At 69.0% G+C, this 14,690-nt stretch carries 13 protein-coding genes; 11 read left to right on the plus strand and 2 right to left on the minus strand.

What is annotated here, in order from left to right:
- Window positions 1-360: 360 nt before the first annotated feature.
- From JT723_RS15455 to JT723_RS15465, 3 genes are all read left to right on the plus strand, one after another.
- Window positions 361-1,809 carry an NF041680 family putative transposase gene (locus JT723_RS15455; RefSeq protein ID WP_205045199.1) on the plus strand — a complete coding sequence of 483 codons (1,449 nt, stop codon included), beginning with the start codon at window positions 361-363 and terminating at the stop codon, window positions 1,807-1,809.
- 55 nt (window positions 1,810-1,864) lie between these two features.
- The gene (locus JT723_RS15460) at window positions 1,865-2,638 is read left to right on the plus strand and encodes a transposase (RefSeq protein WP_205045200.1); all 774 of its coding nucleotides are present in this window, start codon (window positions 1,865-1,867) and stop codon (window positions 2,636-2,638) included.
- A 228-nt stretch (window positions 2,639-2,866) separates the two neighbouring features.
- On the plus strand, window positions 2,867-3,790 hold the full coding sequence (locus JT723_RS15465; protein WP_205045201.1) for a TRADD-N-associated membrane domain-containing protein: 924 nt from the start codon (window positions 2,867-2,869) through the stop codon (window positions 3,788-3,790).
- 199 nt (window positions 3,791-3,989) lie between these two features.
- On the opposite strand, the gene JT723_RS15470 is transcribed toward JT723_RS15465, so the two are convergent.
- Window positions 3,990-4,892, minus strand: a complete 903-nt coding sequence (locus tag JT723_RS15470; RefSeq protein ID WP_205045202.1) for an LLM class flavin-dependent oxidoreductase — start codon at window positions 4,890-4,892, stop codon at window positions 3,990-3,992.
- Between the two features lie 318 nt (window positions 4,893-5,210).
- On the opposite strand from JT723_RS15470, the gene JT723_RS15475 reads away from it, so the two are divergent.
- Both JT723_RS15475 and JT723_RS15480 read left to right on the plus strand, forming a co-directional pair.
- Window positions 5,211-6,545, plus strand: coding sequence for an NsdA family TPR-like regulatory protein (locus JT723_RS15475; RefSeq protein WP_205045203.1), 1,335 nt, complete (start codon window positions 5,211-5,213; stop codon window positions 6,543-6,545).
- Window positions 6,546-6,564: 19 nt separating this feature from the next.
- Window positions 6,565-7,302 carry a 2'-5' RNA ligase family protein gene (locus tag JT723_RS15480; protein WP_251513301.1) on the plus strand — a complete coding sequence of 246 codons (738 nt, stop codon included), beginning with the start codon at window positions 6,565-6,567 and terminating at the stop codon, window positions 7,300-7,302.
- Here the strand turns inward: JT723_RS15480 and JT723_RS15485 are convergent.
- Window positions 7,262-7,705, minus strand: a complete 444-nt coding sequence (locus JT723_RS15485; RefSeq protein WP_205045205.1) for an ATP-binding protein — start codon at window positions 7,703-7,705, stop codon at window positions 7,262-7,264. The two genes, JT723_RS15480 and JT723_RS15485, sit on opposite strands and share 41 nt — an antisense overlap.
- Before the next feature lie 251 nt (window positions 7,706-7,956).
- Between JT723_RS15485 and JT723_RS15490 the strand changes: the two genes are divergently transcribed.
- The 6 genes from JT723_RS15490 to JT723_RS15515 all read left to right on the plus strand — a co-directional run bounded on the left by JT723_RS15490 (window position 7,957) and on the right by JT723_RS15515 (window position 14,660).
- A complete protein-coding gene (locus JT723_RS15490) occupies window positions 7,957-8,673 on the plus strand; it encodes an HAD family hydrolase (protein WP_205045206.1) in 717 nt (238 codons plus the stop codon).
- On the plus strand, window positions 8,670-10,322 hold the full coding sequence (locus JT723_RS15495) for a glycosyltransferase family protein (RefSeq protein WP_205045207.1): 1,653 nt from the start codon (window positions 8,670-8,672) through the stop codon (window positions 10,320-10,322). Before JT723_RS15490 ends, JT723_RS15495 begins: the two co-directional genes overlap by 4 nt.
- Entirely contained in the window at window positions 10,319-11,278 is a 960-nt protein-coding gene (locus JT723_RS15500; protein WP_205045208.1) for a thymidylate synthase, read from the plus strand. The genes JT723_RS15495 and JT723_RS15500 overlap by 4 nt, the downstream gene beginning before the upstream one ends.
- Window positions 11,278-13,011 carry a carbamoyltransferase family protein gene (locus JT723_RS15505; RefSeq protein ID WP_205045209.1) on the plus strand — a complete coding sequence of 578 codons (1,734 nt, stop codon included), beginning with the start codon at window positions 11,278-11,280 and terminating at the stop codon, window positions 13,009-13,011. The genes JT723_RS15500 and JT723_RS15505 overlap by 1 nt, the downstream gene beginning before the upstream one ends.
- Complete coding sequence (locus tag JT723_RS15510) at window positions 13,008-14,051, plus strand: glycosyltransferase family protein (protein WP_205045210.1); 1,044 nt, start codon at window positions 13,008-13,010, stop codon at window positions 14,049-14,051. Before JT723_RS15505 ends, JT723_RS15510 begins: the two co-directional genes overlap by 4 nt.
- Before the next feature lie 93 nt (window positions 14,052-14,144).
- Window positions 14,145-14,660, plus strand: a complete 516-nt coding sequence (locus tag JT723_RS15515) for a P-loop NTPase family protein (RefSeq protein ID WP_205045211.1) — start codon at window positions 14,145-14,147, stop codon at window positions 14,658-14,660.
- The last annotated feature ends 30 nt before the right edge of the window (window positions 14,661-14,690 follow it).

The following is a 14,690-nucleotide window of genomic DNA, read 5'->3' on the forward strand; positions in this document are numbered from 1 at the left end:
CCAAATTTCGTCAAGGCCCACTCGGTACAACGCCGGAACAACGAACCATGAGCCGGGAGACCAGCCAGTGGTAGGCCCGCGACCGAACAGGAGAGCGAAGAGGTGGAAGTGCAGCGTTCGTGGACACCGCCGGCAGCGTGGTCAAGCACAACCGTTGGTAAGAACGGCAGGTGCCATGTACGGCCGCGGCCGCAGCTTGATGTCCGTAGTGTCGGCTCTAGCTTGATCTTTAACCTGTGGGTCCGAACGAGGCGTCGTACTTGATCACTCGGACTGGGATCTGCCGTGTGTGGGGACGACCTTCGGCTGAGCATGTGATCCGACCAAGGAACACACAAGCTCAGCACGAAGGCCGTGGGGATGAGTCTGTCGCATGATGCTGCCGGGCAGGATCCGTTCGCGGAACTGTCACGCTTCCGGGGCGAGTTCTACTCCTGCCTGACCAGGCGTGCGGATGCACTGTTCGAGCTGGCGGACGCGGTGTTGTGTGCCGATGGCCCGGTCCGCTCGCTGGTCGAGCTGTCGCTGGTGGGTGAGCATCGCCGTGGGCACGGTGGTCTCTACGTCGCTCTGGCCGCGGGCAGGGTCGACATCGCCCGGCTGCGATGGGCACTGGCGGCGGTGCCTTTGCCGCGGGCGGCCGACGGCCGGCTGGTCCTGGCCGCTGACATCACCTGCTGGCTGCGGCCGGATGCCCATACCTCGCCGCAGCGGATCTTGTGCCACACCTACGGGCGGGGCAAGGATCAGCACATTCCCGTCCCCGGGTGGCCCTACTCGGTGATCTGCGCGCTGGAGACCGGCCGCAGTTCCTGGACCGCACCTTTGGACGCACTGCGGCTGGCACCGGGCGACGACGCCGCCACCGTCACCGCCGGGCAGATGCGTGGACTCGTCGAACGGCTGATGACGGCCGGGCAGTGGAAGGACAACGACCCGCACATCTGGATCGTGGTGGACGCCGGCTACGACGTGCCGCGCCTGGCGTTCCTGCTGCAGGACCTGCCGGTGCAGGTGCTGGGGCGGATGCGCTCGGACCGTGTCCTGCGCCGGACCGCCCCGCCCCGCCAGGCCGGCATCCGGGGCCGCCCGCCCCGCCACGGAGGCGAGTTCGTCTTCGGTGATTCCTCGACCTGGGGCGCCCCGGACGAGCAGACAGTGACCCAGACCCGCCTCTACGGCACCGCTGTGGCACGGGCGTGGGACCGGCTCCATCCCAGGCTGACTCACCGCTCGGCCTGGACGGACCGGCTGGGCGCCCTGCCGGTGATCGAGGGCACCGTGATCCTGTTGCGGGTCGACCATCTGCCCAGTGGCGCGATCCCGAAGCCGGTCTGGCTGTGGTGGTCGGGCACCGACGCCACCGCGGCCCAGGTCGACTCTCTCTGGCGGGCGTTCCTGCGGCGCTTCGACATCGAGCACACCTTTCGCCTGTTCAAGCAGACGCTGGGCTGGACCTGCCCGAAGGTTCGTACCCCCGAGGCGGCCGACCGCTGGACCTGGCTGATCATCATCGCTTTCACCCAGCTCCGGCTCGCCCGCCCACTGGCGGCCGACCTCCGCCGGCCGTGGGAGAAACCGAGCCCGCCCGACAGGCTCACTCCCGCCCGTGTCCGCCGAGCTTTTCGGCACCTCCGCCCGATGGTCACCTGTCCCGCCCAAGCACCGAAACCCTCCCTCCCCGGACCGGGACGGCCACCGGGCCGCAAGAACACCCGACCAACCCCACGCCACGACGTGCACACCACCGGCAAATCAAGCACGAGACCGAAGAAGTCAACGACCCCGCGACCACGCCGCACAGGTTAAAGATCAAGCTAGAGGTTGTCCCGTAACTGCTGGCCAGCGGTGAGATGATCTTGCCGTGGCTGGTGTGATCACGGCGTCGGAGCCCTCCTGGATTGGTCCGTTCACCGGGCTGAGCCCTCGGCAGTTCAACAAGCTGATCACCGCGCTGCGGCGTGAGGGAGCCGATCCGGTCCGCAAGGGCCGGCCGTGGTCGCTGCCGCTGGAGGACCGGGTGCTGCTGGTGGCCGCGTACTGGCGCACCAACCTCACCCTGCGTCAACTCGGCCCGTTGTTCGGCGTCTCGAAGTCGACGGCCGACCGGATCGTCGCCCACCTCGGGTCGGCGCTCGCCCTCCAGCCCCGGCGGCGGTTCCGCAGGGAGGCCGTGCTCATCGTGGACGGCACGCTGCTCCCGACCCGTGACCGGACCGTGGCCGCCTCCAGCAAGAACTACCGCTACTCCACCAACCACCAGGTCGTCATCGACGCCGACACCCGCCTCGTGGCCACCATCGGCAGGCCGCTGCCCGGCAACCGCAACGACTGCCGGGCCTGGCAGGACTCCGGCGCGAAGGCCGCCGTCGGCACCACCCCCACGGTGATTGCCGACGGCGGCTATCGGGGCACCGGGCTGACCATCCCGCACTACCGCCGGCACAAGAACGAAGAACTCCCGGCCTGGAAGAAGGAGCACAACGCCTCCCACCGCACGGTCCGGACCCGCGTCGAGCACACCTTCGCCCACATGAAGAGCTGGAAGATCCTCCGCGACTGCCGACTCAAAGGCGACGGCGTCCACCACGCCATGCTCGGCTTCGCCCGCCTGCACAACCTCGCCCTCACCGGATGACCAGGAAGCAATGCTGGTCAACCAGCACGCCATAGATCATTTACGGGACAACCTCAGTGGTGAGAAGTTGCCCGCCCCACAACCAGCGGCGTGTCCTGCCAGGGTAACCACCGCTGGAGCACGATGCGTTACCTCAAACGCATGGCGAATGGTCGGCGTAAGCCGCAGAATCGAAGCCCCGCAGCTCCCGTGCCGGCAGCCCCCACCACTAGAAGGGATTCCTGAGTCTTGACTGAAGTAGACGATCGAGCGTCTGGGGTCGATGCATCTCACCGGCTTCGCAGAATGAGAACATTTTTTCGCAAAGCACAGACGTCTCTCATCACGTCTCTCGGGATCTTCGTCTCAATCGCATTATCTTTTGCAATGTGGGCGTGGCTCAAGTCCAACGAGCCGACGTACGAAGAACATCACCCAGGGAAAGCCGACCTATATGCAACGGCAGCTACTACCACATCCATACTCATCGGCGTATCGGGAATCATCTTTTCCGTACTCTGGGCGGCAAGTCGCTCATTCGCTAAAGAGGCAGAAAGCACTCGACGGCAGGTGGAAAACGGCAGCCTAATTCCCGAGATCCACATCGCCCGGGGCGACGCCAACATCACAGTCCACGCCGCCGAATTGGGGCGATCTGGCACCGAAGCGCTCCTTGATCGCGACGCCCAGGAGTCCATGCTGACACAGATCTACTCACATGGCCTGGCGCAAGCTAAAGTCAGCTTCTTCGTGAGTATCATTTTTGGCATGTTTGGGTCTGCCGTTCTGCTGGCCGGAGTCGGCCTCGCAATCATGCACGCAGAGAATGACGGAAATCGCTACGCGGCGATCGTGACACAAACCTCAGGAGCCGTCATTGACCTCCTTGCGGGAGTCTTCTTCCTACAGTCGAATCGCACGAGGCGAGACATGGGGAGGCAAGGGGTAATGCTTCGCGAAGACAGTCAGTTTGATCGCAGACTAAGAGCTGCCGGCATCCTTTCCGACAACATCTCCGACGTCCCACTCCGTGATCAAGTGCGAGCTCAAATGGCGCTGCGTCTCGTTGACGGGCAGCAGGACATATCCGAGTCGGTTGCCGATTCAAGTGGGCGCGACAGGGACACGGGCGATGCGATGTCAGACGAAGAGGAGCCGTCAAGAGAGAACTGACCTCAGGGCCCTCAGGAAGCAAGGGCGTGAGCGTGCACAACGACCCCGGCGGCAGGTGCGCCCACGGCTTAGGGCCATGACTTACGGGTGATCACCGCTCCGTCGGCACTGCGCACCACCATGCCGCCCGCATGGACCTCAATCAGCGCGCCTTGCTCGTACGCGGACTGTCCGGGTGATTCACAAGGGACGTCACTGATCAACTCAGTTGCCCGGGGGCGTCGAGGGCGATGCGTTCCAAGGTGGCCCGGTCGTAGGCGAAGTCCGAGTCGGGGATGGGCCAGTGCACGACGATCTCGGTGATGCCGGCTTCGGCATGGCGGCCGGCGAAGTCGACGAAGGCGTCCACGGACTGGAAGGGGTCAGTGCGGTCGGGGGTGAAGCCGGTCAGCAGGATGCGGGGCACGCTGCCGGGGTCGCGGGAGGCGTCGGTGAGGGCGGCGGCAAGGCGCTCGATCTGACCGCGGATGGCGGCAAGCGACTCCTCGGCGGTACCGGTCTCGTACAGGGCGGGATCGCCGGTGGTCACCCAGGCTTGGCCGTACTTCGCGGCGAGGCGCATGCCACGCGGGCCGGTGGCGGCGACGGCGAAGGGCAGACGCGGGGTCTGTACGCTCCCAGGGATGTTGCGGGCCTCGACAGCGGAGTAGGAGCGGCCGTCGAAGCTGGTCGCAGGCTGGGACAGCAGCAAGTCGAGAGCCTCCACGAACTCGGCGAAGCGGTCAGCCCGCTCCCTCGGGGTCCAGGGCTGCTGGCCAAGTACGGTGGCGTCGAACCCGGTGCCGCCAGCCCCGACGCCGAGCGTCACTCGGCCGCCGCTAATGTCGTCGAGGGTCATCAGCTCCTTGGCCAGCGGAACGGGATGCCGAAAGTTAGGCGACGTAACGAGGGTTCCCAGCCGAATGCTCTCCGTCACCCCGGCCGCAGCGGTGAGCGTCGGGAGAGCTCCGAACCATGTCCGGTCCCGGAAGGGGACTCGCCACGACAGGTGGTCGTAGGTGTAGGCCGTGTGGAAGCCCAACTCCTCCGCTCCTTTCCACACCTTCCGCCCTTCTGCCCAACGGTAGATCGGCAGGATCGCGATGCTCAGGCGCAGACTCATGCTGGGGAGCTTACGGCTGTCAGAATCCGCAGTTGCACTTTGCCTTGCGGCGTGGGCCCCAAAGTGGAAGCAGGACTCACCCTCACCGTGTTGCCCCAGCACTCGTGCGTCGAGCAACGCCTCGTCGGCCTCGGGTCGAAAGGCCGGTGCAGGGCGGGTACTCAGCGCGGTGGACCAACTGACGGTGGCGTGGTTGCCCACGCTGAAAGCGACCGGCATTCTACCTACGGTAGCTGGAGACCCTCGGACGGGCGTCACTCGTTCAGCCGCTGCGCCGATGCCTCCATCCGACACCTCAACTATGGAAGAGGCGCCAGCGTGCCGAAGGACACCACCTTCCGACGAATGCTTCGGCAGCGGCACATAACTGTCTATGAGGCGTTCGTCGCGCAGTTTCAGCGGGCTGCCAGGGAACTGGCAGACCGGGAGGGGGACCCGCGGCTGGGCTTGCTTACCGTCTCCGCGCGGCAGTTTGATCGGTGGGTGGGCGGGGAGTTGAGGGGGCTGCCGCATCCGGGGGCTTGTCGGGTGCTGGAATACATGTTCGGGTGTTCCGCCGAGGAGTTGTTCGCTGAGCTGGTCAGCGAGGACGTGGCTGTCCGGCCTGCGCCTGTCGTGGTTCCCACGGCGACGATGGCGCCGGCTGTTCACTATGACGAGGACAGCGTCGTGGAGATCATCGCGCGCGCCCGGCAGCTCACTGCGAGCAACGCCGATGACCGCACGATCGCGTTCCTCGGCTCGTCGTTGGACGGCATCGTCGCCCGGTACGACCGCGAGGGGCCGAAGCCACTCCGGGGTCAGGCTCGGTCGCTACGGCAGTTGATCCATACGTTGCTGGACGGGCACCAGCCGCCGCGGGTGCGGCACGAGCTGTTCCGGCTGGCAGCCGGGGCGGGTGGGTTACTCGGGTACATGGCCGTCAACGTGGGTGACTTCGTGCTGGCGGAGGCGTACGCCACGGAGGCCCTGGACCTCAGTCGGGCGATCGAGGACGTCGAGACGGAGCTGTGGGCGCGGGGGACGTTGTCGTTCGGCTACTACTACGCCGGCCGCTACCGGGACGCCGACGCCTGTGCCGCGGCGGCGGTGGAAACGGCGCCAGGCAGCGCGCAGGCCATCCGGCTGCTGGCCAACGGGCGGGCTCGCGCGCTCGGGAAGATGGGTGACAGGAAGGGCGTCGAGCGGGTCGTCGGCCGGGCCCTGGAGTTGTCGGCCGCGCACGACGTCGCGGCCGGCCTCACGCCGTGCATCTCCTTCGAGCCCTACGGGTACGCGCGCACCCTCGCCAACGCCGTGACAGCGTACGTATCGGCGGGGCAGGTGGGCCAGGTGCTTGGGACGGCGGAGCGCATCGACGGCCTCGTCGAGGACTCCGATCCGTGGAGCCGCTCGCTCGTCCGACTCGATGTCGCCAGCGCACTGTTGCAGCAGGCCAGGCCGGATGTCGAGCGGGCCATGCAATTGGGCCGGGAGGCGTTGGCGTTCTGCGGCGATGTACCGATCAGGTCGGTGTGGCAGCGCTCACGTGACCTGTACGCCCAGGCCCGCGGATGGCAGGGCCTCGCGGCCGTAGGGGAGTATGGCGAGGAACTCCGCTTGTGGAGCTCGCAGCCTGCCGCCCTGGCGATGTCCCGCGCCGGGGCCCTGTGACGCCGAAGGAGAACGCCGGGTGCCCCTGCTCTCGCCCGACCCCGCCGCTTTTCCGGTGGAGCCTCCCGGTGACCTGACCGACCACAAGGGCATCGCAGCGCACGACCAGAGCGCCTTCGACGCACTCGACGAGATGGTTGACCACTGGTCGCGGCCCGGCTGGTCGGACGGAGCGCGTGCCTACTACTGGATGCTCGCCTTCCGCGATGTGCCGGAGCTCAAGGAGCTCGCGCAACAGTGTCAGGAAGCGCTGTCGCCGCTACGGCTCGACCCGGTGCCTACCGAGTGGCTGCACGTGACGCTGGTGAGAGTCGGGGCTCCTGGTTCCGTCGACACGGCACAGTTGCGCGGACTGGCGGATCGGGCTCGGGCCCTGCTACCGGAGACGTTCACCGTGCGCGCCACGCCGTTGGCGGGGTCTCGGGGAGCCGTTCGGCTGACGCTCACACCGTGGGAGCCGCTCATCAGCCTGCACGCGGCCCTTGTCGCGGCGAACGCCTCAGCCGGCTTGCCGGCCAAGAAGCCGACCACCGCCTTCCGGCCGCACCTCAGCCTCGCGTACAACAACCGTCCGCGTCCGGCGGGGCCCGTCATCGAGACGGTTGCCGGGTTGCGCTCGCTGCCGTCGGTGGAGCTGAGCGTCGCCGATGTCCAGCTCGTGGAGCTGCGCAGGTGCGGGGCCGAATACCGCTGGGACGTGTTGGAGAGCCTTCCCCTCACGCTGTCCGAGTTGGCCGACCACCGCCCACGGGCATGACGGCCACGACCGCCTTCCCCGGGCGGGCGGGCCAGACGAACCACCTCGCGGTCAGGGCTTCGACGAGGTAGAGCCCACGCCCGCCCTCCAGCAGCTCGTCGGCGGACGACGGGACTTCCGCGGACAGCGGATCGGCATGCGGCTCACCGTCGTACACCCAGAGGACCGCGGTGTCCTCGTAGACATCCAGGTCCATCCGTACGGGCCCGCTCGCCGTGTGACGGAGAGCGTTGGTGACCAGCTCGGAGGCGACGACCGCCGCGTCGTCGATCTGTTCCGTCGAGGCGCGGTTCTCAAGGGCGCGGTGGACGAGGTTGCGGGCGACACGCTGCGGCTCGGCGCAGCCCAGTAGGCCCAGGCGGTGGTGCTGCACGAGCCCTCCGCCCAGGTCGTCGGTCGCCACTCCTTCAACATCTGATCGGGGCACGGGCTCGCCTCGCTTCCGAAAGCCATCAAGGGGCGTTCAAGCGTGGAAGCCCAGCTGTGGCATGCCCACGTCGCGAGTACGCCGTCTCTCCGCCGTCTCGTGACGGTGGAAACGGCGGAGAGACGGCGGCTCAACGGCGTACTGCCGCGCGGCGCCCGCCACGACTGTGTTCAGGGACCGGCTTCGCGAGGACCGGCCGAGGGCTCGCCCACCGAGGCGACCCGGGAATGGCTCAGCCCAGAACGCAGGAGGACATGGTGGCGTTACGTGACCCACGGCCGGACCGGCACATCCCGGCCGTCGTGCCTGGGACCACCCCCGAGTTGGTGCTCTTCGACCTGGACGGGGTCCTGTTCGACACCCTGCCGGTGATGCGTACCGCGTGGGAGGAGGTCCGCGTCCGGCACGGGATCGACGTTCCGTTCAGCTCGTACGCGCAGCTCTTGGGACGCCCGTTCGCCGACATCATGGCGAGGCTCGGCGTTCCGCACGGCGAGGACGTGGCGGAGACGTACGAGCGCGCTTCGGTCCGGGAGTCCCATCGCGCCCGCCCCTTCTCCGGGGTCGAAGGCGCCGTGCGCGTCCTCAAGGCCGGCGGATACCGGACCGGTGTCGTGACCTCGAAGCCGCAGACACGCGTCCTTCCCCTCCTGGAGCGCCTCGGCTGCACGTTCGACGTCGTTCGCACCCCGGGGCGCGAACGCGGCAAGCCCGCTCCCGACACTCTGCTGGCCGCCTTGGTGGAGACCGGGACGGATCCCGCCGCAGCGTTGTACGTGGGCGACATGGCAGTGGACCAGGAGGCCGCGCGGAGGGCGGGGACCGGGTACGTGCACGCCGGCTGGGGCTACGGACGACCGGCCGAGCCGGAGCCTCGGGTCGCTCGCGATGCGGCGGACCTGGTGCGGCTGCTGCCCGCCCGCGTCGAAGGGGCGGTGGCGTGAGCACGGCAGCAAAGGTCGACGCGCTGATGGCGGCCTTGGAATCGGAGTACGGCGCGGTGGTGCGGACGCCCGGGGGCGTGAGCTGGCTGCACAGCCACCACGTGCCGGTGCGCCGACTGCTGACTCGCCTGGTCAGGCGTCTGACGGACGAGGTCCCGTTCCACAGCGGCGAGGATGAGCGGGACTTGATCGTCGCGCGTCACCAGCCCTCCCTGGGCTACGTGACCTACGACGTCTCCCGAGAGGGAATGGCGTACCTCCTCGGCACCGCCGCCATCGAAATGCCGGGCGACGAGCGTCACGTCGGCGAGGACGTGGCCGATCTTGCGCTGTCGCGTACGGTGCCCACGCCTGTCTGCGCGGTGTCCTGGTCTTCTCGCCATGTTCAGACGCTGCTGCCCGTCCTGGCCGAACTCGCCCGTCGCGGTGTCGCGAGCACGGTGCTGGACATCGCAACCGAATCCCGTCACGCCGTTCCGACCCCGCCGGACGACGCGATCTCCGTTCTACGGCTGCCGAAGGAACTCCTTGCCCATGGTGGAGGGCCGCCCGTACGTGCCCTCAGCGGCACCCGCGATGGCCGTACCTTGCACGTCGGCGAGTACGCCGTCCCCATCGGCAGGCTGGCCGCGCTCGTCCTCGGCGTGCTGCGGCACAGCGCTGACGTCACGCAACCGTCGTGGGCAGCGGCGGTCGGCATCGAGAGATGGCTCGACGACGTGCTCTCGCGTCTGGCCTCTTCAGTCTTCCTGTGCAGCAACGACACCAGCCCGCCCGGTGTCCTCGCGGTACGTGCGGCCGAGCGAGCCGGTGCCGACACGGTCTATGTCCAGCACGGCGCCTGGGTGGAGGGGCAGGTCGCCTGGCGGGCTCAGCACTGCCGGCACATCGCGGTCATGGGTGCGCGCGACGTGCTCACAGCGCGTACGTGGTCCAAGCGGGCCGACGCCCACGTCCACGTGGTGGGCCAACCGCGCTTCGACGTGCTCACCGAGGTCGACCGGGCAGCCCAGCGCCGCTACTTGGAGAAGATCCTCGCGGCTCAGGCGGGTGCGGTTCCTCCGAGGATCGCGGTGTGGGCGTGCCAGCCCTTCCGCGAGGAGAAGCTGCGAAGCCACTTCGAGGTAGTGGCGGAGGGGGTGAGAAGGGCAGGCAGTACGTGGGGCCTCGTCGTCGCTCCTCACCCTGCGCAGGGTGCTGACGCGTACAGCGCGCTGCTCGAGGATGTCGGCACCATCAGCGTGGCCCTGGCAGATCCCGCAGTCGGAGCCCGGGGGTGCCTGGCCGGGGCCGATGCGCTGATCTCCGCCTCCTCCACCTGCGGCATCGAGGCCATGTTGCTGGACGTACCCGTGCTGGAGCTCGTCCTGCCCGCAACGCGCACTCTCGGCCTTGCCGACCAGCGCGCCGCGCAACGCTGTGCCGCCAGCCCGGAGATCACGGCCGCCCTGGAGCGCATCGCGGAGGCACCGCACGCATGCCGTGTATCGGCAGCGGCCAAACGGGCGATTTGCCTCGACGTCGGCGCGAGCAGCGCAGCCGTCGCCGATGTCGTCGTCACGGCGCTCGCCAACGCCACCGCCCGAGGTTCGGCCCCGCCCTTGGGACTCGCAGCAGCCGACACGAAGCACGGAGGTGCAAACCGGTGATCACGTTGACCGCGGACAGCGTCGCCGAGGTGTTCGCCGGCGCGCTCGGCGTCGCCCGCAACGGAGAGCGCGTCAGCCCCCGGGGGATGGCGACCCGCGAGGTCCTGGACGTCGGAATCCGGCTGGCCAGGCCCCGCGCCCGCCTGCTGCTCGCCCATCCGACGCGCATCCCGAACCCGGCCTTCGCAGTCGCCGAGACGGTCTGGATCCTCTCCGGCTCGGACGCGCCCTGGATCTTCGACTTCAACGGGCAGCTCGCGCAGTACGCCGACGACGGAGTCCTGCGCGGCGCGTACGGACCGCGGCTGCGCCGCTGGGGCGGGACGGTCGACCAGCTGCGGCGCGTCGTCGAGATCCTCACGGCGGACCGGGACTCCCGACGTGCGCTGATCCAGCTCTACGACCCGGCGCGGGACGCCGCCGGCCACCGGGACGTGCCGTGCACCCTCGGGTTCCAGTTCCACCTGCGGAACGGCCGGCTGGACATGGCCACCTCAATGCGCGGTCAGGACGTATGGATCGGCATGCCGTACGACCTGTTCTTCTACACCACGCTGCACGAGCTGGTGGCCGGGTGGCTCGGGGCAGAGCTGGGCACGTACCGGCACCACGTCGGCTCGCTGCACATCTACGAGCGCGACATGGAGAGCGCGGCAGCGGTCACGTCCGTCACGGCCCTCCCGGAGATGCCCGAGCTGGTAACCGGCTGGGACGGTTTCGACGACCTCCTGTCCCACGTGCAGGCCGGGAAGGCGACCGGGCACGCCGGTTGGGACGCGATGGGCACGGCCATGCAGAGCTACCGGCTCTGGAAGCAGGGTGATCGGAACGAGGCCCGGCGTACGGCCGACGGCATCACGGGGCCGCTCAACGAGTCCTTGGCGGCCTGGTACGCGAAGCTCTCTCCCGCCCCGCACGAGGCCACGTCGGCCCCTTCGACGATGGGACCGAGGTGATGGCGGCCGTGCGTAGACCACCGTCCGTGGTGCTGGGGCTGTGCGCCTTCACCCACGACTCCGCTGCCGCGCTGCTGGTGGACGGCAAGCTCGTCGGCTTCGTCGAGGAGGAGCGTCTCTCCGGGGTCAAGCACACGAAGGCGTACCCCGAACTCGCCGTCGCGTGGCTGCTGCACGAGGCGGGGCTGAGGCCCGCCGACGTCGGTGCCGTGGCGTACAACTTCCAGGCTCTGCGGTACTTCGCGGCCCTCGCCGAAACGCCCCGCTGGGCACTGTCCCCCGCCACCCGAGCGCGGGCGCTCCCGCGAGCCGCCGGGTTCGCCAAGGTCGGCCTGCGTTCGGCGCGTCGGCTGCGGTCCCTCGGCCACCGGTTTCCGCAGACGGACGTGCATCCGGTGCTGCACCACCGGGCTCACCAGCTGACCGCGTTCACCGCGTCGGGCTGGGAGGACGCTGCGGTCCTCGTCGTGGACAGCCTCGGCGAGACCCAGACCACCACCATCGGCCTCGGCCGTCTGAGCCCGGACGGCAGGCCGCATGTCGCCACGCTCCAGTCGCTGCGTGATCCCGCGTCGCTCGGATACGCCTACGGGGCTGTCACCGAACACCTGGGCTGGCGACGCGGTGACGAGGAGGGGACGGTCATGGCGCTCGCCGCTCTCGGGGATCCGTCGCGCTTCCGGGACCTCTTCGCCGGGGCGATCCGGACCACCGACGCGGGCTTCGCGCTCGACCCGACGCTCTTCCCGCTGCGCGTGCTCAGCTCGGGGTACGCGCGGACGTCTCCGCGGTTCGCCGCCCTGAGCTGCCTGCCGCGTCTCGCGGACGAGCCTGTCGAGGCCGTTCACCAAGACCTCGCCGCGGCCCTTCAAGAGCGCACCGACGAGGTGATGCTGCACCTAGCCCACCGTGCCCGAGCGCTGACGGGTTCCCGGCGGCTGTGCCTCGGCGGCGGAGTGGCCACCAACTGCGTGAGCGTCGGTCGGATCATCGACGCGGGGCTCTTCGACGAGGTCTTCGTCCCACCGGCGCCGGGCGACGCAGGGACCGCTCTGGGCGCGGCGATCGCCGCTCACGTGGACGGCGGCACCGTCGGCCCGCTGTCCGGGATCGCCGACGAGTGCTACCTCGGCCCGCGCTTTTCGGGTGCGGACCTCGACCTCAGTCCATGGCCGCAGTTGCGCGAGCACAAGCTTCCCGGCGATCCCGCCCAGTTCCTGGCGGAGCAGCTTGCGGACGGCGCGATCGTCGGCCTCTTCCGTGGTCGGGTCGAGGCAGGCCCGCGCGCGTTGGGCAACCGTTCCATCCTCGCCTCGCCCTTGCTGCCGGGTGTGGTGGAGCGGTTGAACGCCACCGTGAAGTTCCGGGAGCCGTTCCGCCCGTTCGCCCCGATGGTCACCGCGGAACGGGCCGGCGAGTTCTTCACGCTCGGCCAGCAGGCGCCGTTCATGTCGATGGCGTCCGGAGTCACCGAGGCGGCCAGGCAGCGCGTACCCGCGATCGTGCACGCCAACGGCACCGCCCGGCTCCAGACGGTCTCCTCCGCGCAGAACCCGTTCATGCACGACGTCCTGGAGGCGTTCGCACGACGGACCGGCGTGCCGGTGCTCATCAACACGTCCCTCAACGTCAAGGGCCGTCCCATGTGCGGCACACCCGCGATGGCGCTGGACTGCCTGGCCAGTTCGGGCCTGGACGCTCTCCTGCTGGAAGGGCGGTGGGTCACCGCATGAGGATCGGTTACAGCTTCTGGGGTTTCCTCGGCCCTGGCGTCACCGACACCCCCGACGGAGGTCGCAGCCACCGCCGTCCCCTGGTCGACGGGCTGCTCGGCCGTGGCCACGAGATCGTCTTCCTCCAAGCCGACCGGGATCGTACGGAGGCCGGGGACGATCTCGGCGGTGCGTACGTCTTCGACGCCGGCTTCCCGGACGTGGAAGTGCTCTTCCTCGAATGGCGCTGGGCCATCGAGGGCCGGAACACCACCCCGTGCGGCAGTCCGGGCCACACCTGCGACCTCCACCGCCAGGCCGACCTGCTCATGCACTACGCCCAGCGAGCTGTCCCCGTGGTCATCTGGGACAAGGACCGCCAGTTGAGCGGCGACGACCCGTGGCGCCGCACTCCCGGTGTCACCGTTTGCGAGGCCGCACTCGGCCCGACCGCCGGGGCTCACCGGCTGCTTTTCCCGGTCGACGACGCGTTGCTCGACGCGGCCGCCCCGGCTGCCCTGGCCGCGCAGCCTCGTCCGGTCGGGCTCGGCTATGTGGGTAACCAGTACGACCGGGACGAGGCGTTCGACGCCTTCTTCGCGCCGGCGGCCCGGACGGTCCCCCATGTGGTCGGTGGGAAGTGGCCGCGCACGTCCGCCTGGCCGCACGTCACCTTCCTCGGCCGCGTCCCGTTCGCCGAGGTGCACCACATCTACGGCCGGTCGCTCGCGACGGTCCTGCTGCTGCCCGAGCGATACGCGGCGGCCGGACAGATGACCCAGCGGATCTTCGAGGCCGTCCTGGCCGGATGCCTGCCTCTGGCGCCTGCCGACATCCGCGGAGTCGAGACGTTCGTTCCGCGATCGCTGATCGTGCGGGATGGCGACGACGTCGCCCGTCACGTCGAAACACTCCGCGCCCTCGCTGGTAGCAGGGAGCACGTCGAACTGCTCGCCGCGTGCCTCGAACGGCTGGACGTCTTCCGGCTGAGCCGTCAGGTCGAGGCGCTCGACTCGATCTTCGCCCAGGTCACGACGCACCCGGAAGGGGCCACGTCGTGAGGCCCTTCAGGAGCTGGAGGCGGCTCGCGGCTCACGCCAGACCGACCTGCGGCGAGAACTCCCGTCCGTCCACCCCCTCTACAGTGGAGCACCATGCAGAAGGTCGCCATCGTCGGCTGCGGCGGCAGCGGCAAGTCCCATGTGGCCCGTCAGCTCGGAGCCGCGCTGGCCGCCCCAGTCACGCACCTGGACGCGGTCTACTTCGACGACGAGTGGAACGCGCTGCCGATGGAGAAGTTCGCCGCCGCCCAGCGCGCCCTCGTCTCCGAGCCGCGCTGGGTGATCGACGGCAACTACAACTCCACCCTGGCCATCCGGCTCGAAGCCTGCGACACCGTGGTGTTCATGGACGTGTCCACAGCCGCGGCACTCTGGGGGATCCTCTCGCGACAGCTCCGGCACGGCGTCGGCCACAAGGGCAACGGCGTCCACAACCGGATCACCTGGAGCGTCGTCAAGTACGTCGCGACGTACCGCCGCAAGATGCGGCCCCGGGTGCTGGCCAAGATCGAGGAGTACGCCGCCGGCCACGCCGATGTGGTGCTCCTGACCAGCCGCCGACGTACCCGACGCTGGCTGCGCGAGGTCACTGCAGACCGCTCGGGCTGAGGGGTCCACTCGCTGGCGGCCTTCCATCGG

Source organism: Actinacidiphila bryophytorum, from assembly GCF_016916835.1.
In the GTDB taxonomy this organism is placed as follows: domain Bacteria; phylum Actinomycetota; class Actinomycetes; order Streptomycetales; family Streptomycetaceae; genus Actinacidiphila; species Actinacidiphila bryophytorum.

Bases quoted from the DNA above. Each gene is read 5' to 3' on its own strand.
- JT723_RS15455 (WP_205045199.1), top strand. From the start codon at position 361: ATGAGTCTGTCGCATGATGCTGCCGGGCAGGATCCGTTCGCGGAACTG.
- JT723_RS15470 (WP_205045202.1), bottom strand. From the start codon at position 4,892: ATGAGTCTGCGCCTGAGCATCGCGATCCTGCCGATCTACCGTTGGGCA.
- JT723_RS15490 (WP_205045206.1), top strand. From the start codon at position 7,957: ATGGCTCAGCCCAGAACGCAGGAGGACATGGTGGCGTTACGTGACCCA.
- JT723_RS15505 (WP_205045209.1), top strand. From the start codon at position 11,278: ATGGCGGCCGTGCGTAGACCACCGTCCGTGGTGCTGGGGCTGTGCGCC.
- JT723_RS15510 (WP_205045210.1), top strand. From the start codon at position 13,008: ATGAGGATCGGTTACAGCTTCTGGGGTTTCCTCGGCCCTGGCGTCACC.
- JT723_RS15515 (WP_205045211.1), top strand. From the start codon at position 14,145: ATGCAGAAGGTCGCCATCGTCGGCTGCGGCGGCAGCGGCAAGTCCCAT.